Source organism: Halosaccharopolyspora lacisalsi, from assembly GCF_014137975.1.
GTDB lineage: Bacteria > Actinomycetota > Actinomycetes > Mycobacteriales > Pseudonocardiaceae > Halosaccharopolyspora > Halosaccharopolyspora lacisalsi.
Genome location: NZ_JACGWZ010000010.1, coordinates 19576 through 45538 on the forward strand (window position 1 = coordinate 19576; position 25963 = coordinate 45538).

Here is a 25963-nt window from a genome sequence, read left to right on the forward strand (position 1 = left end):
ATCCGGACAGGCAGGAACTGGACAGTGGCCTGGCCTTGTTCTGTCACAGGTTGTGAACAATCATCGACTCCGTGCACGCAGAAACTCACAAGGCCACTCCCAGCGACCAGTGAAGGAACTGTGCCGTGAGAATCGCAGTCGTCGACGGCTTCTCGATGTCCCCGGTCCTCGTGCAGGAGCTCGCGCAGCGCGGTGCGGAATGCGTCCACGTGTGCACCAGACCGAACTTTAGCGAGTTCCACACCCGCAGCTTCGACCCGACCGTCTACGCGGCCGACCTCGGCTACGCCGGCGACGCGCCGGCCGCGGCCGAGGCCGTGCGCGCCCTCGGCGTCGACGCGGTCATCCCCGGCGCCGAGTCTGGCGTGATCCTCGCGGACAAGATCGCCGAAGCGCTGGGGCTGGTGGGCAACGGCATCACCCGGTCGCACGCCCGGCGCGACAAGGTGGCGATGGCGAAGGTGGTTCACGACACCGGTCTCGCGGCGCCGTCGGGGAGGCTCGTGTCATCCGCCGGTGAGGCCGCGGAATGGTTCGCCGCCAACGGTTCCCGGCCTGTGGTGGTCAAACCGCTCGCCAGCGCGGGGACCGACGGCGTGCGCGTCTGCCGCACGGCCGAGCAGGCCCGCCACGCCTGCGAGAACGTCCTCGGCCACGTCGACCTGCTCGGTGCCACCAATCACCGTGCCCTGGTGCAGGACTACCTGGACGGCGACGAGTACATCGTGAACACGGTGACTCTGGGCGGGGTGCACAAAGTGGTCGAAGTCTGGAGGTGCACGAAGTACCAGGACCAGGCCGGCTCGCCGATCTACGACCACCACCAGGCCGTGCCGCGTGGCGACGCCGTCGGCGAAGCCGTTGTTGCGTACACGAAGCAAGCCATCACCGCGCTCGGCATCGAGCACGGCGCCGGTCACAGCGAAGTGATGATGACATCCACCGGCCCGGTGCTCGTCGAGACCGGTGCCAGGTTGATGGGAACGGTCCTGCCTTGGGTGCACGCCAAGTACTCCGGCAGTTCACATGTGCATCTCTACGCGACCGCCCTCACTGATCCGGACGCGTTCCTCGCATTCGACGACGAAGCCGTCCGGTGGTCACACGTGCTCCGGCAGGTCTACCTGTTCAACAACCGGGCCGGGGTGGCGGAGCCGGACGACTGGCAGGAAAGCCTGCGATCGCTGGACACCTTCGTCGCGCTGAGCACAAACATCACACCGGGCGCACCGGTGCCGCAGACCGTCGACCTGGTCAGCATCCCCGGCCACGTCTACCTCGCCGCTGATTCGCTCAAGGACATCGAGCGCGACCACGCCGAGATCCGAGCCATGGAGTCCGCCGGAATCTACGTCGGTTAGCCGTCCAGGAAACCGCAGAAGGGAACCAACCCATGCCCAGGCTCATCATCGGCAACCTCTTCACCGACGAGACCGCCGGCGACCCGCGGCTCCTGCCCGCCGCATACCTGCAGAACGCCGCCCTCGGCGCGCAGATGGTGCTGTGGTTCGCCAAGGACAGCGACGTCGTCCTGCTCCCCGCGATGCCCGAGGACGCGGTGCTCGACTACATCACCGGGATGACGGGCACCGATCGCTCGACTCTGCGGGTCGTCGTGCCTCCGCCGGGTGTGTCCGGCACGGGCCTGTTGACAGCGGACCGGTTGGCGAACAAGAGCTTCCGAGACGAACTGGCCGCGGCGCTGGACGGCGTGACCGTGGAGAACGTGTTCCCGATGACCCCGGACGCCTCGGTGGCCACGCTGGCCACCGACCTCGGTCTGGAGGCCGCCCTGCCCGGCCACGCGTTCTTCAGCCAGGGCGGTAGCGTCTTCGTCAACAGCAAGGCCATTTTCCGCACCGTCGCCGCGGGCGCCGGCGTGCCGATCCCGGCCGGTGGCGTGTGCACCAACCAGACCGACGCACATCTCGCGATCTCCCGTCTGTTCGACCAAGGCCTGCCGGCGATGCTCAAGCGGGACTTCTCCAGCGGCGGCTTCGGCAACGAGGTCGTCAGCAGCGTGCCTGGCATCGAGCCGGTCGGAGCCGGCCGGACGGTGGTGCTGCCGGACAGCGCCGCGATCGAGGCCTACCTGCAGGAGCGGTGGGACTGGCTGTCCGTCGGCGGCCGGTACGCGGTGGTGGTCGAACGGTACGTCCAGGGCAGCCGGGCGATCTTCGCCGAGTTCCAGATCACCGACCGCGGTCCCGTCTTCCTCGAACAGGGCGCGCTGTACTTCGCCCCGGTGGCGGACGCGCAGGTCATCCCGGCGCCGGACCTCCCGCGCAGCGCGCTCACGCAACTGATCGCTTCCACGGTCCGGCTGTGTGAGGCCCTGCACGCGGTTGGCTACCGGGGGCCGATCTCCGCGGACGCCATTCTCGTCCCGGACGGCCAGGTCCTGTTCACCGAGTACAACGGCCGCATCACTGGATCGACCCACGCCCACGCGGTCATCGGCAACGAGATCGTCGGACCGAACTTCGGCGAGTCCGTGGTGGTCGCGGAGTACATCCACTGGAAGGTGCCGTCCTTCCAGGCGGCCGTGCAACGGCTGACCGAATCCAGTCTCGCGTACGACCCGGCGACGAAAAGCGGTGTCGTGCTGACCAAGGCGCCCAGCCCGGACGGCACGGTCCGGTACTGCGCCATCGCCGAGAACCTCGTGGGCGCGGCCCAGCTGAAGGACAAGGTCGAGTCGTTGTTCACCGAAGCCCGGCCTGACTCCGCCATCCCCGCGGGCCTCTCCGGCCCAGACCGCCATGGACCCCAAGAGGAGGAAGCATGACGTCAAGCATCATCGAGCAGGCGCGTCAGATCCGGACCAAGAACTTCGGCGACGCGCTCTGCCTCCACTCCGTGATCTATCCGATCGACTTCTGCACATCGGGTTGCACGTACTGCGGGCTGAGCACGCTCCTCGCCAAGGAAGGCGCCCACGGCGTGCGGGGAGGGATGCGGCCGGAGACGTTCGACTGGCTCATCCGCGAGCTGGCCGACACCGGTTACCAGGTCCACGAGCTGGTGTTCGGCACGGTCGCCGAGAACCAGGACCTGCTCACCAAACGGGTTGTCCGCTGGGTGGAACGAGCGCGGGCCGCTCATCCGGAGAGCTACCTGATCGTCAACTGCGACACACTGCACCCGGACGGCTACCGGCGCCTCAAGGAGGTGGGCGCCGACGCCGTCTGGACCTTCATGGAGGTCATGTCGCCCGACATCTACGCCCAGAAGCACCGCTCAGGGCTAAAGGCGGACCAGGCGCAGCGCCTGGAGGCACCGCAGCGGATCCGCGATGCGGGCATGGCCGTCGGCAACGCGCTGCTCTGGGGCCTGGCGCCTGACTGGAAGGCGGAGTTCGAGCAGTTCGTGGCGTGGTCGAAGGAGGTCGGCGGCTTCGACTTCGTGGCCACCCCGGTCCAGCAGACGATCACCCTTCCGGCGGGATCCTCGGCGCCCGAGGGGTTCGACATCGACCCACCACTCACGGTCTCTCTCGAGATGTACCTCGAGATCTGCGCCAACCTGCGGCTTGCCTTCCCCGACGCCCACCTGGTGGCCAACACCCGGCTGGACCCCGGCTTCGTCTACGGCAAGGTCTCCGAGATCACCGACATGTGCAACGGCTACGTGTGGACCGGCGCCCGGTCGCACCCCGCCCGGGAGCTTGTGGAGATCGGCCACGTCCAGTCGGACACCACCCAGATGAACTTCTACAACCCTGGTGCCGAAACCGCCGGCATCCAGCAGACCTGCCCGCCGGGGGTGACCGTCGATCTCCGCTTTGGCGGCCGGAACAACCCCGTTGGCTAGCGCGACGGAGCGAGCTGTCCGGATCCGGACAGGCAGGAACCGGACAGTGTCCTGGCCTTGATGTTCCACACGTTCTGAACAACCATCGATTCCAGTACGCAGAAACTGTCTGCGAAGTCCATTCGGGAGAATTTCCATGACGCGCGTTTCTTGTGCTGTGCTGACCTTCAACTGCACGCCCGGCATCATCTGGCCGTAAGGGAATCCGGAGACGGAAACAGGACCGGTAAATGCCAACAGTTGAATTCTTCGGCATGGACAACGACAAACAGGAGAAACTCGAGCGGTACCTACTCGAAGAGCTCTCCCAGGACGACTTCCGAGACGACTGCGTGTTCGTTAGGGCTGCTCGATCCCAGGTCGTCGACCGGCAGGGCCGGTCCCACCCGTTCGTTCGCGTGAGCACCCGTTCGGCCGACCGAGCCGAACGATTTCGTCGAATACTTCAAGGAAACTGCGATCTCGAGGTCGTGCGGATTGACTTCCATCCACGCTCGAGCACTATCGGAGGGTGATTCGGTGGGCGGCACGTTCGAGGCTCGACTGGTGGAGGCTCTCCAGCCGATCCGCAACTTCGCTCTGGCTCAAGGCATCTACCATCTGTTCAACAGCGGCCTGTACGAGCGCGTTTCGAGCGGCCCCATCAAGGTGATCGAGCTGGCCGAGGAGCTCGCTTTCGATCCGCAGCGCGCGACGGGTTTCCTCCAGTATCTCGCCAACGAGGGCATCGTGCTGCTGCAGGACGAATGTGTTTCGCTGACGGCGGCAGGGCGCGAGCTGGCCCCTTTCCGGCCGTGGTACGAACTGCTGGTCGGAGGCTACGCCGAGACGTTCCAGCAAATCACCGAAGCACTGCGGGGGCCCGATTACGCGACCCGCAACGGGCCGATGATCGGTGTCGGCAGTTGTGGAATCAGCGAGTATGACGCGTTCCCGCTCGTCCACGAGCTGATGGCCGAGCTGCCGGCCCCGCCGAAGTTCATCACGGACTTCGGGTGCGGGGACGGGGCCTTTCTGACCGGCCTCCTCGAAAGCTACCCGTCCGTGTCCGGGCTCGGTGTCGACCTGTTCGCGCCGGCCGAATCCCCGGTGGACGGGATCAGGTTCCTGATGAAGAATGCCACCGACTACGCGCGCTCCCTGGTGCCCGCGACGGGTGCGGACCGTGGCGAAACACTGTTTCTGGCCGTGTTCCTCCTGCAGGAGGTCCTCGAGCAGGAGGGCAGGCCGGCCGTGGTCGAACTGGTCCGCACTGCCCTGGCGAACGGTCACCTGGCGGTTGTCGAAGTCGACTACAAGCCCACCGACCCGTCGATCATGAAAAACGGCCTGGGTCTCGGCTACTACAACCCGTACAACCTCCTGCACGCGATCACCGAACAGCGCCTGGAGCCCGAGGAGTTCTGGCTGCGGCTGTTCGAGGAGGCAGGAGCCGTGGTCGTGGCACGGCGCACGGTGAACTCGCAGGTCGACTCGACAGGGCTGGAAATCGGCTTTCTTCTCGCCCCTGCCGGGAACGAGCACTGATGCGACTCACACCGCTCAGTTCGCGACGCGCCGTCGCCGCCGGTACGCCCGGGGTGGACTGGCGGATCCTCGCCGAGAACATCCCAGTGTGGCAGGCGGATCCGCCGATGCCGGTCGCAGGCTGGGACGACCACGCCCAGTACGCACCTAGTCAAGGTGTCGAGGCGCTGCTGGACGTCCTCTGTGAGCGCGAGCGCCGACGGGACGTCACCATCACCACGGAGTGCCTGCTGGTGACCAACGGCGCCTTCGACGGCCTCGGTCTGATCGCCCGCCACCTGGCCGCGAGGGGAGTCCGCCGCGCGGTGTGCGGTGGCCCTGTTCTGCTCAACGTGTTCGACTTGTTCAACGCGGTCGGTTTGCGCACGGTCATCGAGGACTTTCCCGTCGCAGCCGGCGGGAAGTCCCTGTTCTCCCTCGAACTCGGCCCGAGTGACCTCCTCTACATCAACACTCCGCATAACCCGACCGGGGCTTGCCTCGACGAGCGGACGGTGCGCGCCATTTTCGAGGCTCAACTCGAATTCGGGTTCACTCTCGTGGTCGACCTCGTTTATGACTCGTTCGTGCACGACCCGGCCGCGGCGGTCTCGCCGATCGCATCGGTGCCGGACTGGCGGAACGTCTATGCCGTGAACAGTTTTTCGAAGAACTACGGAGCTCCGGGCCTGCGTGTCGGGTGGCTGATGGCGGCCCCCGAAGAGATCGAGGCTCTCACCGCGCGGATCGAGTGGGAGCGCATCGCCGTGTCTAGCAGTGCGCAGCACCAGGCGGCCAGCCTGTGTTCACTGGGCAACGCGCCGCTCGTCGAGCGGGTGCGGGCCGGTCGTGAGCTGGTGTCGTGCTGGGCCGAGGAGGTCGGCGCGGTGGTCGCGCCGCCGCAGGGAGGCACGCACCTGTGGACGGATCTTCTGGTCGGCGACGCGGAAGTTCTCGCCGACGAGCTGATGACCGACCACGGTCTGATCATCAGTACGGGAGCTAATTTCTACCCGGCCCTCGACAATCACGTGCGGATACCGTACGGCGTCGAAACCGCCCTTCTTCAAGAATCGCTCGAGACGATCGCCGACGTGCTGCGTCGCCGTCGTGGTTAAAGCGTGAAAGACGTGTTGGACGACAAAGACAGCGATAGAAGGATGGCGGTATGTACCGGGTCGATTCCGAGGTCGGGCGTTTGCGCGAGGTCCTGCTGCATCGGCCCGGCCTCGAGTTCCAGCGACTGACCCCGAACAACGCCGGACAGCTGCTCTTCGACGACGTTCTGTGGGTGGAGCGCGCGCAGGAGGAGCATGACCGCTTCGCGGGCGTCCTGCGCGAGCGCGGCGTCGTCGTGCACCTGTTCGCAACGCTGCTGCGCGAGACGCTGGCCGTCCACGAGGCGCGGAAGCACGTGCTGGACCGGGTGTTCGACGACCGGGTCTTCGGCCCCCTCGCGGTGGACGCGCTGCGCGCCTGTTTCGAGGCGATGGACGCCGGCACCCTCGCCGAACACCTGGTCGGCGGCATCACCAAGCGGGAGGTGCTCGACCGGGTCGTAATGCCGCGGTCGATGGCGTTTCACGCCCTGAGCCCGGACGCGTTCGTGCTGGAGCCGCTGCCCAACCACCTGTACCCGCGTGACACGTCGGCCTGGATCCACGGCGGCGTCGCGATCAACAGCATGCGCAGGAGTGCTCGCCGCAGGGAGTCGTTGCACTACGAGGCGATCTACCGCTGGCACCCGATGTTCGCCCAGCACCGGTTCCCGACGTGGTCGGCGGACATCGCGAGTGGCCTCGCCACCGTTGAGAGCGGGGACGTGCTGGTACTCGGTGATGGCGCGCTGCTGGTCGGGCTCTCCGACCGGACCACCGCGGCCGGGGTGGAACGGCTGGCCCGCACGCTGTTCGCCGACGGAGAGGTAGACCGAATCGTCGCACTGCGGTTGCCGGGCAGCCGCGCGCAGGTGCACCTGGACGCCGTGCTCACCATGGCCGATCCGGAGACGTTCGTGCAGTTTGCGGGGCTCGAGATGCTGCCGTCGTACACGGTGCGCCCCGGCGGATCGCTCGGCACGATGCACGTGGCCGAGCATGCGCCGGATCGGATGCACGACGCTATTGCCGAGGCGATGGGCCTCGACAATATCCGGGTGCTCACCGCGGAGCTGGACGTGCACTCCGCGCGACGCGAACAGTGGGACGCCGGGTGCAACCTGTTCGTCATCTCGCCGGGTGTCGTCGTCGCCTACGAGCGCAACGTGGCCACGAACACCTACTTGCGCCGCAACGACATCGAGGTGCTGGAGGTGCCAGGCGCGGAGCTCAGCCGCGGGCGAGGCGGGCCGCGGTGCATGAGCTGCCCGATCCTGCGCGACCCGGTGCCACAGCCCTGAATGATCGCGAAACGACACCTGCCCTGAGGAGAAGATGTGAAGCTGCACAGTTTCGACGAGTGGTCGCCGCTGCGGGAGATCGTCCTGGGTTCGGCCTCGGGCTACCGAGAACAGGCCCGTGACCTCTCCTTCCACCTCTTCTTCTACGACAACCTCGTCCACGACAACCCGAAGACGCACCGCGGCTACTACCCGCGGCTCGCCACCGGTGACGAGCCGGCGGATGAGGAAAAGTCGACGGTGTCCATCAAGAAGCGCTACGTGGACGAGTTGCACGAGGACGTGGAAGGGATGGCCGAGGCGCTCGAGTCTCTCGGCGTGCGCGTTCGCCGGCCGATAGACATTTACGAGGGCGCGACGCAGTTCTCCACACTCGCGTGGTCGGCCGCCGCCCTGCCACCCCTGAACGTCCGGGACAACACGTTGATCCTGGGCAACGAGATCGTCGAGACGCCACCGATGATGCGCTCGCGCTACTTCGAGACGCAGCTTCTGAAGCCGCTTTTCATGGAGTACTTCGAGCACGGCGCCCGATGGACGGTGATGCCCAGGCCGTGGATGACCGACCACTCCTTCGACCTCTCCTACGCCGAGCAGGCCGGCGGGATGGAGTTCGTGCCCACCGTCAACGACTCCCCGTACGACGTCGGCATCGAGATGCTCTTCGACGCTGCGCAGTGCCTGCGGTTCGGCCGGGACCTCCTGGTCAACATCGCGACGGAGAACCACCTCCTGGCGGTCGAGTGGCTGGAGCGCCACCTAGAGGGCCGCTACACCATCCACCGGATGCACCGGCTGACCGACAGCCACATCGACAGCGTGGTGCTCCCTCTGCGGCCGGGCACGCTGTTGATCCGCTCCCGGCAGTTCCTCGACTACCTGCCCGTCGCACTTCAGAAGTGGGACGTGATCGAGGCGCCGGAGCCGAAAGTGCAGAACTTCCCGCAGTACGACGAGGACGACGTCATCCTCACCAGTCCGTTCATCGATCTGAACGTGCTGTCGATCGACGAGCACACCGTCATGATCAACGACTCCTGCCCGGAGCTGGGCCGTGTGCTAGAACAGCACGGCTTTGACGTCGTGCCCGTACGCCATCGCCATCGGCGGTTGTTCGGCGGCGGCCTCCACTGCTTCACCCTGGACACTGTTCGTGACGGGGGGCTGGAAGACTACTTTTCGTGATCGTCCCACCTCGGTTCGAGGGCGCAAGAGTGCAGAGAACACGTACCGCGGTGCTGACTCCGGACGTCAGTCGATCAGTTGAGGAGTGGCCCTGCGAGAGTGAGGTGATCTCAGCGAGTTAGATGGTGCCGTGTTCGTAGGCCTGGTACTCCTGAACCTGCTCCAGAGTGCCAAGTATGACGTTACCGCTGGTGACGCTGGCTGCTATCGGTAGTTGCTCAGCGGGTGTCCCTGTTCGTAACCATCGGGTTGGTAACTCGCTGAGCTGCGAGAACGTTCCACTTTGCGTCCCGGGCCAGTTTCAGGAGCACCAGGCCTGCATACGCGCCCCCGCGGATTCCCGCGGGGGCGCGATGCTTCCGAGGAGAGAGGGGAAAGTCCCTCATCTCTGCTTAGGCGACGTCGTAGGTGGCGAGTTGGGCGTCGAGCTCGGGAGAATGGTCGCCGGGGTGGCGAAGCCGGGCGCCGTCTGCGCTTTCGGTGGTCTCAGGGTGGGTCAGTACCAGCATGGTCCAGGCGGCCACGACTGCCGGGGTGGGCACGAGATCCTGCCCGCGGTAGACCGGGGTGGGGCGCATGCCCCACGAGGGGTGTGGGATCAGGGTCAGCCACCAGCCCACGTCGTCCTGCCAGTACAGGGTGACGCTCTGCAGCTCGCCGAAGGCCAGCGCGATCTGGTCGGTGCCCAGCAGCAGTCGTGCCCGGCGTAGGGGAGTGGTGCTGCTGTGGATTTCGGTGGCGGGCAGGTCTTCGGCGGCCAGGGCGCGGGCGACGGCGGAGATGTAACCGCCGTGGTCGCGGGGCGGGGACGGGTCGGCAGGAATCGCGAGTCCTTCAGGGGGCGTAGCGGCTCTGGTTGCGCGGGGGCAGGGTGGTTGTGGTGGTGGCCGGAGGCGGGGTAGGGGGTCGTGACAGCGACGAGGGTGGCTGGCCGGTGCCGGAACGCGGTGCGGGTGCTGCGGCGGCGGCCGTGGCGGCCGCGGTGGTGGTCCGCGACGCTCCCGAGCGGGGCGACGAGGCGGCGGGGGGCGACTGCGGTGCCGGTTGCGACAGCGTCTGTTGCAGCGTCTGCAGCGGGTTGTGGCTGGGCAGTGGCGTGTCGTCGACCCAGACGTCGGCGGCGCCGACGGTGACCGTGTCCCGGGCCAGCTGGGGAATTTTGGCCGGTTGGGTGGTCGCCTGGCGGGAGACGCCGTCGGCGCGTTCCCGGTCGCGCAGGCTCGTGCGTATCTGTAGCTGGTGACCGTCCAGCTCCGTGGAGACCTGCAGGGCCCACCGGCCGTCCAGTTCGGCGAGGTCGACGCGGGTGGTGCGGTCGGCGCTGGTGTAGCTGGTGAGGCGGCTCTGACTCCACTGGTGTGTCTCGCTGCTGGTCCAGCAGCGGGCCACCGGCTCGTCTTCGGGCGTGGTGGTCGCGGTGTTGGGGGTCTCGTCGGCCGGGGCCTGGTCGGCGGTGTGCTGGGTCCAGGCGTCGGGATCGGCGTCGGTCTCGGCGAGGTCGATACGGGCCTGCAGACCCGTCTCGGTCAGGGTCTGTTGCACGTGGTGCAGCGCGTGGACCGTGGCGGGGGTGGCGAGCCGTCCGGCGCTGCCGGACACGTGCCAGGCCCCGTGCCCGCCGTCGGGGGTGGGTTTGCTGGGGTCCCAGCGCCACTGGCCGATGGCGTGGCCGCGGAGCCGCTGCAGATGCAGTAGGTCGCCGATGTGGTCGGAGTTCTGGGTGCCGTACAGCAGCAGCCCGTGGTGGCGGGAGTGGTGCAGCACCAGCTGCCGTGTTCCGTCGGCCGAGGCCGGTGTCGCCGCGTGGGTGGGCTGCGGCGCGAACTCGGGCCCCGAGGCGTTCCCCCCGGCCGGGGACGGGTCCGTGCTGGTGCTGGTGGGCTCGGCAGGGGCTTGTTGCCCGGCCTCGGCGGCGGCAGGTACGGGAGTGTGCTCGGTGGTGGCAGCGCCCGGTTCGGCCGCGGAGGGGGTGGTGTCGGCCTCGGCGAGCTCGCGCAGGATGACGCGCCAGTCCCGGCCCTGGGGTGTTTCGGCCTCCTCCAGCGTGGACAGCAGCTCACTGATCCGACGGGGCCAGTCGCGCTGCTGGTTGCTGCTGGGCACCAGCACGTCGCAGGGCTGGCCGTCGACGACGCGGGTGAACACCGCGGCCGCGCCGCTGGTGGTGGCGCCGGTGTCGGCCCAACCGGTCTCCTGTAGGTACTGGCGCACCGCGGCTGGGGTGATCGTGGCCAGGGCCTGACTGTAGGCCGCCACGGGCTGCTGATCCGCGGCGGGAGTCGGTTCCGGCTCGGGCGGGGGCGGTGTGGCTGCCTGCGCAGACTGGCTGTCCGGCACAGCCTCCGCCTCCGAGGAGCCCGCAGGGGTCTCGGGTGCCGGGGAAGCGTGGTCGACGGCGGTGCCCGAGGTGCTGTCCGGCGGCGAGGCGGCCGGGGAGGCGGTTTCGACGGGCTGTGGGGATGGCTGCGCAGCAGCGGGGGCTTCCGGAGCTTGGTAGTGGGCGATGAGCTCCGGCATGGTGGTGGGATCAACCAGGGTGCGGTGGGCCGCCTGCATCGTGGCCACGATCAGCTCGCTGCGGCGTGGCCCCGCGGTGAGATCGAACTGGGCGGCGAACGTGGCCACCGCGTGGGCGGCGGCGACCGAGTCCTCCACCGAGGCGTTCGCGTCGGCACGCTCGCGGCCGCGGACCCGCTCCTCGATGAGCACGTCCAGCCCGTGCTGGGCGTCGGTGGTGTACAGCCGCAGCGACTCGCCCCCCTTGCGCAGGGCCCACGAGGCCGGGTCGTGGCCCCGCTCGGGAGGCTGGGCGTAGTCGACCGACAGGCTGGTGACCAGCAGGGCCTGCTCGACGGTGGCCAGCCCGGCCTGGCGGCCGGCGTTGTTGGCGTCGTTGTCGGCACCGATGACCAGCGTGGCCTGCGGATCCATCACCCGCTGGAGCTGTTGCAGATGCGCGGTGGTGACCGCGGTGCCGCAGGCGGCCACCGCCACGAGATCACTGCGCCCGGCCAGCGCGGCGGTGGCGGTGATCGCGGCCGCGTCGAACGGCCCCTCACACACTACGACCCGCTCGGCACGAGCCAGCTGCTGGCGCTGCTCGACAGCACCGAACAACAACTGTCCCTTGTGGAACAAGGCGGTGGTGCTGGTGTTGCGGTACTTCGCCGAGGCACGCCCGGACACGTCGCGGCCGGTGAACCCGGCCAGACGCCCGGACTCGTCGCGGATGCCGAAGGTGATCCGGTCGTAGAAGGCGGTGATCACATCACCGGTGCGGGACGAGCGGGTGGCCACCCCGGCGTCGAGCATGTCGTCCTCGGAGAACCCGGCCTGGCGCAGATGCTCGATCAGCCCCGTCCAGTCGCGGGGTCCGTAGCCGACGAGGGTCCGCTCACGGACGGCCGCGACCGCCTCGTGGCTGCCCAACCGCGTGTTGCTGGCCAGGTAGGTCTGGACGCGCCGGGACTGGTCGAGCTGGTCGGCAAACCACGCGGCCGCGAGCGTGTTCACCGCGGCCAGCCGGTCCAGCTCGGGCTCGCCGGTGGCCGGTGCGGGCCAGACCGTGGTGGCCGTGTTCGCCTTGGTCGAGGTCGGCTCGTCCGGCGGCGCCGTCTGCTCGGCCGGGGCTGTGGTCGCGGGGGGAGCCGTTGTGACGGGTGCTGGCGGGGACGCGGCAGCCTCGGCGGCTGGAGGCTGGTCGCGCGATGGCACCGGCTCGCCGATCGCCCGGGTAGTGGCCGGTGATCCCGGTCGGCCCACGATGAACCCTCTCGGCTGGGGCAACGACGTGGCGGGGTGGGCGCGCCGTGTCGCGAGGTCGACGTCGAGGGCCTGCGGGACTGGCTGTCCGGTGGTCAGACGCACGTAGTCGGCCACCTGCCCGGGGCTGTCAGCGTGCGGGGCACCAACCCGAACGTCGCGGGGCGGGTGTGGGGGTGGCCCGGCCAGTACCCACCCGGATGGGCGGGCTTGTGCCGGTGCTGCGGTCTCGCCGTGCTCGTTCGATTCCTGCCCGGTGAGGGGCTCCTGGGCTGCCGAGTCAGGCTCTTCCGCGTCGGCCCACGCCTGCCACTCCTGCTCGACAGGCACCCCGGTGTGCTCACCGGCGCGAGTGTCAGTGAGCCCGAGCTGGTCGACGGGCGGGTGTGCCGTCTCGTCGCCCGTGGCGGTGTCCTTCGTCGTGGAGGCAGGCAGCGCGGTGGTTTCGGTGTCCTCGAGTTCCGCGGCGGGGGGTGCCGCCGCGGGGTCCTGTGGGCTGTCGGGGTCGGTGAGCAGGGTCTGCTCAGTGTCCTCGCCGCGCTCAGGCGCTGTAGCCCCTTCCGCCGTGGTCTCCTCCGGGGTGGCGGTGGTTGGCAGGAGCGCGTCGAGCTCTCGAAGCTGGTTCCAGGCCTGCGTTTCCCAGTTCCTCGGGGTCGTGTCGCTGTCGGCGGGGGGGTACAGGGCGGTGCCGATCAGAAACCGCACGACCCGGGCGTGCAGCGCGTGGACGTCGTGCCGCCGGTGGTGCCACTGCGGATCGTCCGGACCGGCGACCTCCGAGGACTGCCAGCGCTGCGCGAGTGCGGACACGGCCTCGAACAGCTGCTGCTGGCCGTCGGTGACCGGCTGCAGGAACGTCCGCAGCTGAGCCCACGTGCGCTCGCCCGCCCGCACCGCCCCGTCGGGGGTGGCCACAGTGATGCCCAGTCCCCGACCGCGCAGATCGACCCGGCTCAACGCCCCTTCGTCGGGAAAGCCCTGCGGGTGTTGCCGGGCCGGTCCCTCACCGCGCTGCTGGGTCAGGTCCGTGCGGGCCTGCTCGTCCTGCCGCGACCGCAGCAGCGTGGCAAACGTGCCTGCTCCCTGCTGGTGCAGGAACACCAGAGCCATGGCGACATCGGTCTCGGCCAGGGTGCCGGTGCCCGTCCCCGATGGTGCGGGCCCGTCGACGGGGGCGGGCGGCTCGTGCACCAGCGACAGGTAGGTCGAGCGCGCTTGGGTATCGGCGAAGTCGGAGATCGTGACCTGGGGCGGGTCGGTATCCAGGTCGCCGAACTGCAGTCCGTGCCAGCACCGCACCAGCCGCAGCACCTGCTGCTCATCGAGGGCGGCCCCTTGGGTGCCGCGCATCCGCCACCGGCCCGGATCGCCCTGCTGGGGCGGAATCCAGTCCCACTCCCCGATATCGTGGTCGGTGAGCGTGCTGTATTCGCTCGGGCGGGACAGATCCTGCGGCAGCTGTAGTTGCTGGGCGCCGAGCAGCTCGACCCCGCGCTGGCGGGTGTAGCGCACCTGCACCGCCGTCGGTTCCGGCGGAAATCCTTCCGTGGGGGCGGCGGTGTCTGGTCCCGACTCGGCGTGGGGCTGTGGGGCAGCACCGTCGCCGGTGGACTCGGCAGCGTGCTCGCGGTCGTGGCCGGGGGCATGGTCAGCTAAGGCCTCCTTGCGCGCCCGGTGGCGCGCGAGGAGCGGTTCGATACTCGCGCTGGTGGCGTCGGCGGCCTGGTTCGCCAGGGCGCTGCGCCGCTTGCGCAGGCGGTCGACGAGGGTTTCGGCGAGCTCGACGATCTGGGTGGCTTCCCCGTCCGGGGATTCGTCCCGTCTCGGCAGGGTGATCTCGCCGGTGGCCTCGTCGACGACGATGTTCGGCCGGCGGTGGAGATAGACCTCGTAGCCGGTGCGGGCCATGCCCAGTTGTAGCGCCCGGTGCAGGCCCCAGGGGGTGGTGATTGAGCGGGTCGTTCTCGGCTGCCAGGTGTAGTCCAACAGCTCGACGACCCAGTTGATCAGGGCGTCGGGGTCCTCCCGCGACGGCAGGTTTGCCTGCCCGTCGGCGGTGGCCAGTTGCAGCGGCGGCAGACTGCCCTGGGCGAGTGCACGCGGCACCTGGTCCAACTGGCGCTGCTCGGTTCCGGCTTCCTGCCAGGCCAACAGTCTTTCGAGGTCGGCCACCGAGGCCCGATTGGTCAAACCGTAGGCTACGTCGAGCACCCCGGGCTCGGGCACGGGATTGCCGCCACCGGTGCGCCAGACCGCGAATCCGCGCTGGTCGGCCAGCTCCAGCAGCCTCTCCCACCGTGCGATCACCTCGTCGTCCGACAGCGCCAGCAGGTCCGCGGCGTGTGCCCGTTCCGCCGCAGGAGCCGGTTGCACCCCGGGAGTCGGAGAGATGAGGGGCCACCGGGCGGGCTCGGGGGCGGCGAACAAGCCCACCTGCTCCGCTTCCGTGCCCGGGGCCGTGGCGGGTTGATCCGTGCCGCCGAGCGAGGACGACAGCCGAACATAGCCCGAGACCGCCGGCACGGGACCGGCCTCCCGCGGGGAGTCGCCCATCCGAATCTCGCCGCGTGGCACGCCCGGATCCGCCACGACGACCGAGCGGTGCTCTGCGACCGCTGGGGTGGTGGCCGCATGACGGACGTAGCTGACCAGGTCGGCCCGTGCGGGGCCCGCCCCCGTGCGGCTCACGCGGACCGACACGTCCCGGGGATGTGCCGGGGCGATGGCGAGGACGGTGTCGGTGCGGGTGACGGTGGCAAAGTCCGGCCGCTCCGGCGGGGTTGTTTCCGGACGTGGTTGGTGGTCCTGCTGAGCCGATTCGGCCGGTGCCGAGGGGGTGTCGTTGGCGTCGCGTTCGGCGGCGGTGACGGGCCGGTCCTGGGCGGAGGCGGGGCTGGTCTCGGTGGTGGTGAGCGCGTCGAGACGCCCGGGGTGATTGACGACCGCGACCGGGGGTTCGGTGCGGCCGTTTTTGTAGACGTGTTTGGTGCGAGGTTCCGTGCTGAGGCCCCCGAGATACTGGCCGTGGAGAGCCAGATAGTCGCCGTGATCTTCGGCGGGCTCGGTGACCGTGAGCGGGTTGGAGAGGCCGAGTTGCCCCCGGGTGAGCACCCATCCGGGCTGCAGCTGCGATATCGCCACGTGGGAGGTCGAGGTGGCGGGCAGGACGGTGGCGAGCTGGTCGAGACGGGCCAGCAGGGCCGCCTCGTGCTCACTGATGGCGACGTCAGCGACGTCGAACAGTCCCGCCTCCTGACTGCTGCTGGTCGGTCGCGCCGGGGTGGGCTCTCCCCGCTGGCGCGAGGACAGCGCCGCTTCGACGATCGCGGTGATCGTCGAGGATTGCTGGGCAGCCAGCCCGCGCAGGATGTGTGTGCAGGCGTCTTTCTGGTCGGTGATCGTGAACCCGAGGCGGTTTTGTTCGTAGCGCTGCAGTGTTCTGGCCGTGTGCAGCAGCACGCGTTCGCGGCCCGGGGTCAGGCCGGAGCGCAGCCACGTCTGGAGTTCGGTCCAGCTGCGGTGACCCTGCCGGATAAAGGTGGGGGTGCTGACCCGGATGTGCAGTCCGGTCCGGTCGGCTTGGATGACCTCATTGGCTCCGGCATCCGGTGCGGTCGCCGGACGCCAGCTGTGGTGGCCCCACCCGGCGGTGATGCGGCGCTGCGTGTGCTTGACATCCAGCGTGGCCACCAGATCGACGAGATCATGCGGAGCCAGCCGGAACAGCGTTTCGGCGATGTCTTGGTCAGTCAGCGGCTCCGGGGTGGGTTCCTCGTCCTCGACCGGGACCGTGTCCGCCCGGGTTCCGGGCACGGAGTCTGGAGTCTGCAGCCGTGTGTACGCGGCCACCGTCGCGATCGGGCCGCGTGCGGACCCGGCCACGAGCACGTCGGCCCGCACCGGAGCGGGCGAAGCGAGGACCGTGCTGACCGGCTGGCCGCTGGTCTGCCCGGCCGTCGCGTCGACGGCCTCAGAGGCGGGCGCCTCCGCAGGAGCCTCCCCGGGGATTGCCGTGCCCGCAGACTCCCCAGGTACCGGGATAGCCATCTGACCAGGGATTTCGCCGTCGCCAGCGCTGGTGCGCTCGACGGTCTCGCGCTGCTCCGGCGCACCGGCTGTCGTCGTGTGTTGCTGGGAGGCAGCGAGTCCGGTGCCGGTAGTGCGTTGCTGCAGCGCCTGGGCCGCAGCCGGAGACCTCTCGGCCAACTCGGCACGGGCGTCGTCGAGCAGTGCCGCCGCGGCCCGACGCCCCGCTGGCGCCTGCTGGTCGGGTTCGGAGTCCTCAACGGCCCGTGAGACCGGGGAATAGGAGACCACCTGCCCGATCCGGACGTTCTCGGCGGCGGTGACGGTGATGTCCCCACGGACCTGCGGTGCGGGAGCGGTCCACACCGGCGGGCTTCCCGTCTGCTTGTGACGAAGCCGGGTGGCCCGTAGCCTATCCGCGATAGTTTGCCCGTGCTCGTCGGTGACAGCGTGCTCTGCGTCGCTGTCCGTGGCGGACTGCTGCGCCGTCTTCTTCTCGGACGGTGCCTGCTCGGCGGGAACAGTGCCGCGAGCGGCGGCGACCATGGCGCGCACACTGGCGCTGAGCGTCTCCCCGGCAGCGCCCCGCCCCGTGGCGCGGACCGTGGCCGCCTCCCCCACGCTCTCGGCGTCCAGGACCTCGGCAACCGCTTCGGCCACCCGGAGCCGGTACTCGAACTCCTGCCGAGACAGCGAGGAATCCGCGCGCAGGCGCCGACCGCGGTCATAGGGGGACACAGCCGTGTCGCTGACCAGCAGCGTGTGCGCCGAGTCGGCCGCAGCCGCAAAACGCGAATCCACGGAGGCAGCCCAAATACGAGACAACACCCCCCGCGCCGTCGCCGGATCCGTCACTGTGTTCGTGATCCCGCTGGGAGTGCCCGCATTCGGCAGTGCCTGCTGCAGCGTCGTGGTCAGCGCCGCCATGGTCGGCACTCCGGAAAACCGCTGCGGTGTTTCGGGGATGACCGCGAACAGCTCTTCCTCGGCCGGAGCAGGGGTGGTGGGCACGTCGCCAGGAGCCGCACTGGCGGCCGTCGTGACGGTCTGATCAGGGTCCTCGGCCTGAGGAGTCTCGCTGCTGTCCGGGACCATTGTGCGGGAGTCGGGATCGCGGTCACTATTGCGGGTGCTCGGCTCCTCAGACAGAGAAACCTGCTCGCTGGTGGCCTTGGTCCGGGCGGCCAGACGCTGCACCGTCTCCACGTAACGCGTCAGCAGTGGCCAGAACGCCGGAGCCCGCAGGCCCTCGGCTTCCAGATTGGCCGCCAGCATGCGAGCGGCCTGCGCCCACCGGGCATACCCGGCCACCGACTCACCCGCAGAAGCCTTCCGCAGACCACGAGCGTCCCGTTCGGCTTCCCACAGCGCGGACACATCCGACCGCGACGGCGACAAGCGTTGCCCCGCTGCCGTTCGGTCCATGTCGCTGCGAGCGCGCCCGGCCTGGTGCAGATCGTCGAGGGCCTGCGAAGTGCTGGTGTAGGGCTCGGCGGTCGGCAACGCCGCCACCGACGGCATCTCGGCGTCGGTGTTGTCGGCGGAAGCAGGATCCTCCGCAGGAGTGCCGTCGCCTGGCCGGTCCTGTCGTGACGCTTCCTGGGTGGCTTCCCGTAGTTCCGGGTTGGCGGAGGTGTGTTGGGTGACGAGTTCGACCAGGGTCGGTTGTTCCCGTTCGGTGACCGCCGTTCCGGTCTCCGTTGCGACCCGCTCGGCGGCGGATGCCACGGTCGGCACGTCACCCTGCTCGATGAGGCCGGTCAGGCTCTGGCGCAGCTGCGCGGCACGGTGCGGCATCACCACCAGTGGTGGTGCGGACTGTTCGGCCTGGGACAGCCACCGTTGCGCCTCCTCGCTACGGCCCTGGCCGGCCAGGCGGATCGCGGTGTTGAGCTCGTCGCGGACCGCGCGGTGAAAGTGCGGGCCGTTTTGGGTGTGGGCGGCCAGTTGCGCCACCCGTAGCGGCCACTGCGGCACGGTCGTATCCAGGGTGAACACGCCAGGGCGAACCGCGTCCCGGTACAGTCCCACCGTCGCGGCCAGATGCTGGATGGCAAGCTCGTGGTCACCGCGAGCGACGGTCACGGACTCGCCGCCGCTGTAGCTGACCAGCGGCATCGCCGCCGCGCCCGGCTCGGACAGCGTCACATACCGGACCCCGTCCAGCTGGAGCACCGACTGTTGCAGCCCGTGCTCGTCGGCCAGCTGCCGCAGCGTGGTCATCACGCCGGTTTCCGGCGCATCATTGGCCCAGTCCGAGAACGTGGCGCTGGCGGTGTCCGCGTTCCGGACATCCGACTGTGCGTCGGTGTCGGTGACCGGCTGCTGTGCAGGCTCTGTCGTGGGGTCAGCACCCTTCTCGGGCGAGCTCGTCGGGGCCGGGCCAGGCTGGCCGTCGTCGAGACGGAACAGACGTTGTTGGTCCTGCAGGTCGCGGGTGAGGTCGCGAACCCGATTGGAGCGCGTGGGGTATTTCCACGGTCGGGGCAGATACCACAGTTGCTGGCGTGTGGAGAAACGGAAGCTGTGCCGTTTCAAGGTCTCGGTGAGCTGTCGGTCACCGCGCTGTGTGCCCCGCACGGCCGTGCCCGTCTCGTCGTGGGCGATGACCAGATCGGCCTGGTCATGCTGGTCGGCGTCGGTGCGGGCCTGGGCGGCGGTGTTCGGCAGGGTCGCCAGCCACGCGGTCAGCGCCTGGCGCAGCACAGGTTGTTGCCCCGTACGCAGCCAGCCCGCGTCGAAGAGCACGCTGGTGCTGTGATCGCCGTGCGGGAGGCTGATAACTGCTTGGCAGCGGGACCCGGCATAGCTCACGGTGCTGATCTGCAGACCGCGCCAGAAAAACGGGCGTTTGCGGCCACCGTCGCCAGCGACCCCATTCAGGGTCTCTTCTTCCGGGATGAGGATGCCGTCACGGTCGTAGAAACCGTCTTCGGCAGCGCCGGCGGCGGTCTCGGCGAGCTGGTCCAGTGTGTCGGCCAGCTCCCGCAGCCGTGCTGCGTTGCCGGACAAGTGCTCGGCCGTGGTGGTGACCGCGACGTCGCCTGTCTCATTACCGCCCCCGGAAGGGGGTGTCGTGGCCGTGGACGCGTCGTTTCCGACCGCAGCAGGAGCTTCCGCGCTGGTCTCCGCCGGACCCGCATCAGCACCTCCAGGACCAGCCTGCTCACCGGGCGTGGTCTCGACGGCCGGGCTGGGGGATGCCTCCGCGGTCGCGGCATGTGCTGCTGCCTGCTCCTGCTGCGTCTCGTGAGGCGTTCCGGGCGCCTCCCCGGAGAAGGGGCTGGCCGTACCTGCTGGGGCGGAGGCACGGGCGTCTGTCTCGTCAGGCGGAGCGTTGAGGACGGCGTGGGAGTGCCGCTGGTACAGGATGGTCAGCTGCTGCAACAGCGCGCTGTCGTTGATCCAGTGGGCCAGGAAGGCCGTGGAGGGCCCCTCGGGCTCGGCGGCCTCGATGATGTCGACGATCAGGTCCTTGACCCACTTGCCTATCACGTCGCCGTAGTTGTCGAGGGCGTTGGCTCGGGCGGCTTGAATGATGCGGGGTTGTTCGGTGAGCTGGTCCAGTCCGCGCAGCAGACCTGCGAGGTCGGTCTCGGAGGCGGTGATTTGGTGCTGGTCGAGTAGCCGGGTGATCGGCGCGTGCAGCGGATGTTCCACCAGTGTGGCGGTATCCGGTGTGGACGGATCCTCGACCGCCAGGGTCGGGCGCAAGTGACCGATGGTGAATCGGGTCAGCCGGTCGAGGACCTGGTTGCGGAAGTCCTCATCGCGGAGCAGCGGCCTGAGCAGCTGCGAGTCGGCATCGTCGCGGAGTTGGCTCAGGTACTGGCGGGTCTGGGCCTGGACTGCGCTGGCCAGGTCCTGCTCGCCGGTGTCCTCGCGAGCCAGGCGGGTCAGTTCGGCGTCGATGAGCAGCCACCACGCCGCCTGCCGCAGCGGGCCCGCACTCTCGGCGGGCACCAGATCCTCCACGATCAGGTCCTCAGCCAGCCGTTGCGCGTGTTCGGCGCTCATCACCGCCGCGGAAGACTCGCCAGCCTCGGGTGCCTGCTCGGTGGCTTGCTCGGGGGTCGACATGGCTTCCGCCACATCGACACGGCGGGAACTGCCGTCAGCGCCGATGGCCACCCCGATGATCTCGCCGGGGCGGTCCTGACCCGGTGTGGCCGCGCCGGCCGGCTGCTCGCGGGCAATGGGGGCGGCATCGCCGTCTGCGGTGGCGTCGATGACCGTGTGGTCAGAATCGCCCGGGGGGTCGTGTTCGGTAGGGGCGGCCGAGGTGCCTGTGTCGGTCTCGACGTTGTCCATGTCCGCTTCGATTTGGGTGAGCTGGACACGGGCTTGGCGGAGTTCCTCAGCTTGGGGAAACGGGGCGCCGAGCTGGCCACGGCCGGAGTCGATGCGGTTTTGAAGGTCGTCGACGTTGCTTTGCAGCTCGGCGGTATGGTCGCGGGCTTGGTCGATGTGGTCGGTGATGGCCTGGGTGATGCGCCAGTATTGGTTGGTTGCCGAGACCCATTCGTTTTTCAACGACACGGTCTCGGATCCACCGAGGGTGGCCTCCAGTCGCCACGCAGACAGGTCTTGGCGGGCGCGGATCTCGACACGGACATCGCGGTAGGACAGCCTGCCGTGATACCGGGAGGTCCCGGCCATAGCGCGGGTGAGGATGCCGCCCAGGGTCTCGTTGACGGTCTTGTCGTCGGGTAGGGCGCTGTCCTGATGCACCCAGTGGTGGGTGCTGGCCTCGGCGGTCTCGGCGAGAGTACGCAACCGGCGGACCCGCCGGGACAGTTCCTGGCTTTGCTGCTGCCAGGTCTCAATGTTGTGTTCCAGGTCGGCTTGGGTGCGCGCGTGGCTGGTCGAGAGTCGTTGCAGCCGCGTGAGTTCTTGCTTGGCCTTAGCGTGACGCTCCAGCAGGGGGTTGCCGGTGGCCAGGGCTTTGGCCTCCGACATGTCCATGACGGTGTCGTCGAGGTCGATATCGAGGTCTTCACGACCGGGGTTACCGCCGAACAGTTGGGTCACTGCCCAGGCTTTGCGCTCCAAGGTTTGCCACATGTAGGAGTCGAATGAGCCCTCGGCGACGAACTTGAGGACCTCGACGGGCTGGTCGAGCTCGAGCATCTGGTTGCCCACCCGCAGCCCGCGGCCGTTGCGTTGTTCGATGTCGGCCGGACGCCACGGAGCGTCGATGTGGTGCATGGCCACGATGAGGTCCTGGACGTTGGTGCCCACCCCCATCTTGTCGGTCGAGCCCAGCAGCACGGCCACCTCGCCGGAGCGGGCCTGGGCAAACAGGGTGGCCTTTTGGCCATCGGTGGTGGCCTCGTGGATGAACCGGATCTTGTTGGCGGGTACCCCGGCGGTGACGAGCCCGTCGCGGATCTTGCCGTAGACCTGGTCGCCGCGCTGTTGATTCGGTGTTCCGAGGTCGCAGAACCCGAGCTGCAGCCCGCCGCGCTGACCGTTGGGAAAGACTTGGTCTTTGGTGCGGTGATAGATCGCGGCCATCCGGGAGACCACGGATTCGACCTTGCCCGGTTCCGGGTCGGACACGCCCACCAGGTCGAGGTCGACGGCGGCCTTGCGGCCGTCGCTGCAGACCTTGAGCATGTTGTCCACATCAGGCGACGTGCTCGACATCTTATCGATGCGCTCGGCGATCCCGGCGACATAGCCCGTCAACCGGTCACTGGGCTCGACCACCACGGTTTCCGAACGCGCCTCAGGACGTTTGAGCCCCAAATCGTCCTGGCCGCGCACGTCGCCGATCTCGTTGAACACCGCCATGAGGTCGGCCGGATTGTGAAACCCCACGGGCCGGTTCTTCTGCCGAAACGAGACCCCGTCGAGCCCGATCTCCAGTCGGGGCTCGACGCGGACGAAGGTGCGCAGCCACGGGTCCAGCTGCCCCACGCCCATCTGTTTGAGCCGCTCAGGCTGCAGATAGTGCTGCATCACGTAGATCTCGACGAGGTTGTTCGACAACGGGGTGCCGGTGAAAAACGTCGCCACCCGGCCGGTGGGGTTGGTGCGGCGGAGGTGGGCGAGCTTGTTGTCGAGGTCGGTGGCCCGGTTGGAGCCCTTGGGCAGCGAGATCTCCCGGTCGGAGGCACTCAGGTGCAGGTTTTTGAAGTAGTGGGCCTCGTCGAGCAGCAGATAGTCGACCCCGAGCATCTCCAGGGTGATGCCGGTATCCGAGCGGCTGGCGGCGAGGTTGTCTTTCAGCGTGGTCGTTTTGCGCTTGAGGGCCTTGGCCAGGGCCTTGGCCTGTTTGGATTCCTCGCCGCCGTGGGCGCGCAGCGCGTCTTCGAGCTCGGCGGTGCTCTCGGCGAGGTAGCGCGACTGGGTCTCGGGTGAGACCGGGATGGACTCGAACGCGGTGTGGGTCATCACGATCGCGTCCCAGTCACCGGTGGCGCACCGCGCGGCGAACAGTTTGCGCTGGGAGAGATCGTTTTTCGTGCCGAGCTGTTGCTCACCGGCCATGAGGATCTTCGCGCCGGGGAAGAAGCGCTTGCCGTCGCGGGTGACCTGCTCCAGCAGGTGGTTGGGCACCACGATCAGCGGCTTGTGGGCCAGGCCCTGCTCGCGCATCTTTAACGCGGACAAATACATGGTGGCGGTCTTGCCGCCACCGACGGCGTGCCCGCACAGCGCGGTGGGATTGGCCAGGATGCGATGCACCATCTCGCGCTGGTGATCGTAGGGATGGAAGTCGGCGTCCAGGCCGGTGAAGGTCAGATGCTGGCCGGAGTAGACGCGGTTGACATAGGAGTTGAACCGGCGATTGTAGCGCGTGACCAGCCGTTCGGCGCGGGCGGGGTCCTGCCAAACCCAGTCGGAGAAGCGCTCGCCGATCTCGACCTGCTTGGCCTGGGCAGCCTGGGTCGCGCCCTGGTTGGTGACCGGTTTGCTGTCGGGATCGGGCCCGTCGTCTTTGACGGTGGGAGTTTTGCCGTCCAGGGCCAACTCCACCAGCCGCACCCCATCGACTCGATCGGTGCCCCACTCGAAGGTGGCGGCCACGCTGCGCTGCGCATCCCGGCGGGTAAGTTGCCACTTGGCCAGCTCAGGGGTGTAGGTGATCTCGACGTTCTCGTCGAGGACGTCGGCGCAGAACTGGGTGACCACGTCCGGGGGGATCCAGGGAGCGCCCAGAGGGGCGGTGATTTCCTCCGGGGTCAACGCCCGCGGTTGGGCGTGCTCCAGCGCGGCGACGTTGCGGTCGTAGTGCTCGGGGGCCTGTTCGGCCGCGGCCCGGGCCTGTTCGAGCTTGGTGACCACGTCCCCGGCGAGATAGTCCTCCCGGGCCATCCAGCGTTGGAGGGCGGGGTCGTAGTAGACCAGCTCACCGAGCCGGCCGGGGACCTGTTCGGTGGGACAATCCAGCAGCCCGCCGATACGGTCGAGATCAACCTGTCCGGTCTCGTCCAGACTGATCCGCACCGCCTCGTCCGGCGAGTCGGCGTGTTCGGCTCGCCGTGGCGGCACATTCAGGCGCCGGTGAAAGATCGCGGCTTTCTGGCCGGTGTTGGTGGCATCGTCGAAATCTTCCAGGGCCAGCACCGCCGGATAGTCCGGATCGGCGGCGAATCCCCCCATGTACGGGCGCTTGCGGGTGACCTTGGGCAGCCCGGTTTGCCCGTCCGCGGTCTCCTCGCCGGCGGAGGCCGATTTGGGTGAGGTGGTTGTGGTGGTGACGGTGGCCCGGTTGAGGTAGCCGAACTCGGCGACGTAGGCGTCATAGCGCTCGTTGAGTCGTGCGCGCAGCGGCACCAGTTCCTCGTCCGAGCGACTGTGGTCGGCCTCGGCTTCCAGCAGTTCCACCGTGGCATCGCGCAGCTCGGTCAGGGTGGCCAGTTCCCGCAAGGGTTTGCCGGACAACGGTCCCTTGTCGATGCGCACCTCGGCCACCGCCTGAGGGTCCTGGCCGTGGTCGCGGGCTTGCTGTTTGGCCTGCTGGGTGGCTTCCTTGCTGGCTTTCTGATCTTGAATCATCACCGGGGCCAGCGCACCCCCGGTGACCTGGTAGGCGGTGCCATCGAAGACGTGGAACGAGCCCTCCGGGCGCCCGTCGGCATCGGCCAGCGGCACCGAGGCCAGCTCGGCGGCGGGATCATGACGGGCTGCCTGAAAGGTCATCCCGGCTTTCCGGGACTGGGCAACGATCTGGGTGCTGACCTGGGACAACTGACTGGCCAGGTCAGAGTCCGCGTGCGGTTCCACGTGCAGGGTCTGGCCGTACTTGTGACCATGGGTGGTGGTCATCTCCCCGAGCACCCACTCGGGGTGGTCGAGAAAGATCCGGTTGACGGGCTGATCCAGCTGTGGATGCGTCTCAGCGTGCAGCCACGGCACTTCGTCAGGGTCGGTGGGAGTGGGCTCGGTCGGCAGGCGTTTGCGCAGCACCATGACGTCGGTGATCGCGTCGGTGCCCCCGTCGGCCAAGGCCCCACTCGGTAGCCGAATCGCGCCGAGCAAATCGGCTTGCATCGCCAGCGCCGCGCGCCCGTTCCGAGCTTGAGCATCCAGGGTGTACCGCGAGGTCAGCAGGACGGCGACCCCGCCGGGCCGTAACGCCTCCACAGTGCGCCAGAGCACATAGTTGTGCAGGTTGCGTTTGACGTGCTGGGGCACCTGCGGATTCGGATCATGGACTCGAGTGTTTTCGAACGGCACGTTGCCGAGGGCGGCCTCGGCCAGTGGCAGCGCGGTCTCTTCCAGCGGGCTGTTGCGGATCGTGGCGTGGGGATGCAGCAACGCGGCGATGCGGGCCGTGGAGGGGTCGCGCTCGATGCCGACCCAGTCGATGTCGGTGCCCTCGGGGCTGCGGGCCAGGAACTGCCCGGCTCCGCAGCCTGGTTCGAGCACCCGCCCCCCGTCGAAGCCGAGATCGCCGAGTAGCCGGTGCATCGCATCGGCCACCACCGGTGGGGTGTAGAAGGCGTTCGGGGTGGCATAGAAGCCTTCTTGGTACTCGTGTGGCGACAGCAGCCCCAGCAGTTCGCCCTGCAGATCGGCCCAGGTGCCCGACGGTTCCGGGGACAGGGCCTTGGCCAACGGTCCCCAGCCGGGCCAGGTGCGCAATGCGGCCCAGTCCTCGGCGGTACTGGTGGCCCCGAGCTGGGACAGGCGCTGGGCGGTCTGCAGCGCGGCGATCCCGGCGCGGGCTCGACTGATCTCTCCCCGCGGCGGTCCCGGTGGCTCTGGCGTGCTGGTTTCGCTGGACATGCAATCCCCCTGCTGAACACACGATGCGGATCA

General features: G+C 68.6%; 10 protein-coding genes. 8 read left to right on the forward strand and 2 right to left on the reverse strand.

From position 1 onward, the window contains the following. The first annotated feature begins 125 nt into the window (after positions 1-125). From FHX42_RS25040 to FHX42_RS25070, 7 genes are all read left to right on the forward strand, one after another. Positions 126-1361 (forward strand): ATP-grasp domain-containing protein, encoded by a 1236-nt coding sequence (locus FHX42_RS25040; RefSeq protein WP_182546936.1) that lies wholly within the window; start codon positions 126-128, stop codon positions 1359-1361. Positions 1362-1393: 32 nt separating this feature from the next. Next, positions 1394-2788 carry a preATP grasp domain-containing protein gene (locus tag FHX42_RS25045; protein WP_182546937.1) on the forward strand — a complete coding sequence of 465 codons (1395 nt, stop codon included), beginning with the start codon at positions 1394-1396 and terminating at the stop codon, positions 2786-2788. After that, the gene (locus FHX42_RS25050) at positions 2785-3813 is read left to right on the forward strand and encodes a radical SAM protein (RefSeq protein WP_182546938.1); all 1029 of its coding nucleotides are present in this window, start codon (positions 2785-2787) and stop codon (positions 3811-3813) included. Before FHX42_RS25045 ends, FHX42_RS25050 begins: the two co-directional genes overlap by 4 nt. A 519-nt stretch (positions 3814-4332) precedes the next feature. Continuing rightward, complete coding sequence (locus FHX42_RS25055; RefSeq protein WP_182546939.1) at positions 4333-5340, forward strand: 2-ketoarginine methyltransferase; 1008 nt, start codon at positions 4333-4335, stop codon at positions 5338-5340. Further along, positions 5340-6437 (forward strand): beta-methylarginine biosynthesis bifunctional aminotransferase, encoded by a 1098-nt coding sequence (locus tag FHX42_RS25060; RefSeq protein WP_182546940.1) that lies wholly within the window; start codon positions 5340-5342, stop codon positions 6435-6437. The genes FHX42_RS25055 and FHX42_RS25060 overlap by 1 nt, the downstream gene beginning before the upstream one ends. Positions 6438-6487: 50 nt before the next feature. Then, positions 6488-7717 carry an arginine deiminase gene (locus FHX42_RS25065; protein ID WP_182546941.1) on the forward strand — a complete coding sequence of 410 codons (1230 nt, stop codon included), beginning with the start codon at positions 6488-6490 and terminating at the stop codon, positions 7715-7717. A gap of 36 nt (positions 7718-7753) precedes the next feature. Next, positions 7754-8902 carry a glycine amidinotransferase gene (locus FHX42_RS25070; RefSeq protein ID WP_182546942.1) on the forward strand — a complete coding sequence of 383 codons (1149 nt, stop codon included), beginning with the start codon at positions 7754-7756 and terminating at the stop codon, positions 8900-8902. A gap of 392 nt (positions 8903-9294) precedes the next feature. Here FHX42_RS25070 and FHX42_RS27570 read toward each other — a convergent pair whose 3' ends face one another. Beyond that, a complete protein-coding gene (locus tag FHX42_RS27570) occupies positions 9295-9522 on the reverse strand; it encodes a hypothetical protein (RefSeq protein WP_328796736.1) in 228 nt (75 codons plus the stop codon). A 19-nt stretch (positions 9523-9541) separates the two neighbouring features. Here FHX42_RS27570 and FHX42_RS27575 point away from each other — a divergent pair, with 19 nt between their 5' ends. After that, positions 9542-9688 carry a hypothetical protein gene (locus FHX42_RS27575; RefSeq protein ID WP_328796737.1) on the forward strand — a complete coding sequence of 49 codons (147 nt, stop codon included), beginning with the start codon at positions 9542-9544 and terminating at the stop codon, positions 9686-9688. 48 nt (positions 9689-9736) lie between these two features. Here the strand turns inward: FHX42_RS27575 and FHX42_RS25085 are convergent, their stop codons facing one another. Next, positions 9737-25930, reverse strand: a complete 16194-nt coding sequence (locus tag FHX42_RS25085) for a helicase-related protein (protein ID WP_182546945.1) — start codon at positions 25928-25930, stop codon at positions 9737-9739. Between the last annotated feature and the right edge of the window lie 33 nt (positions 25931-25963).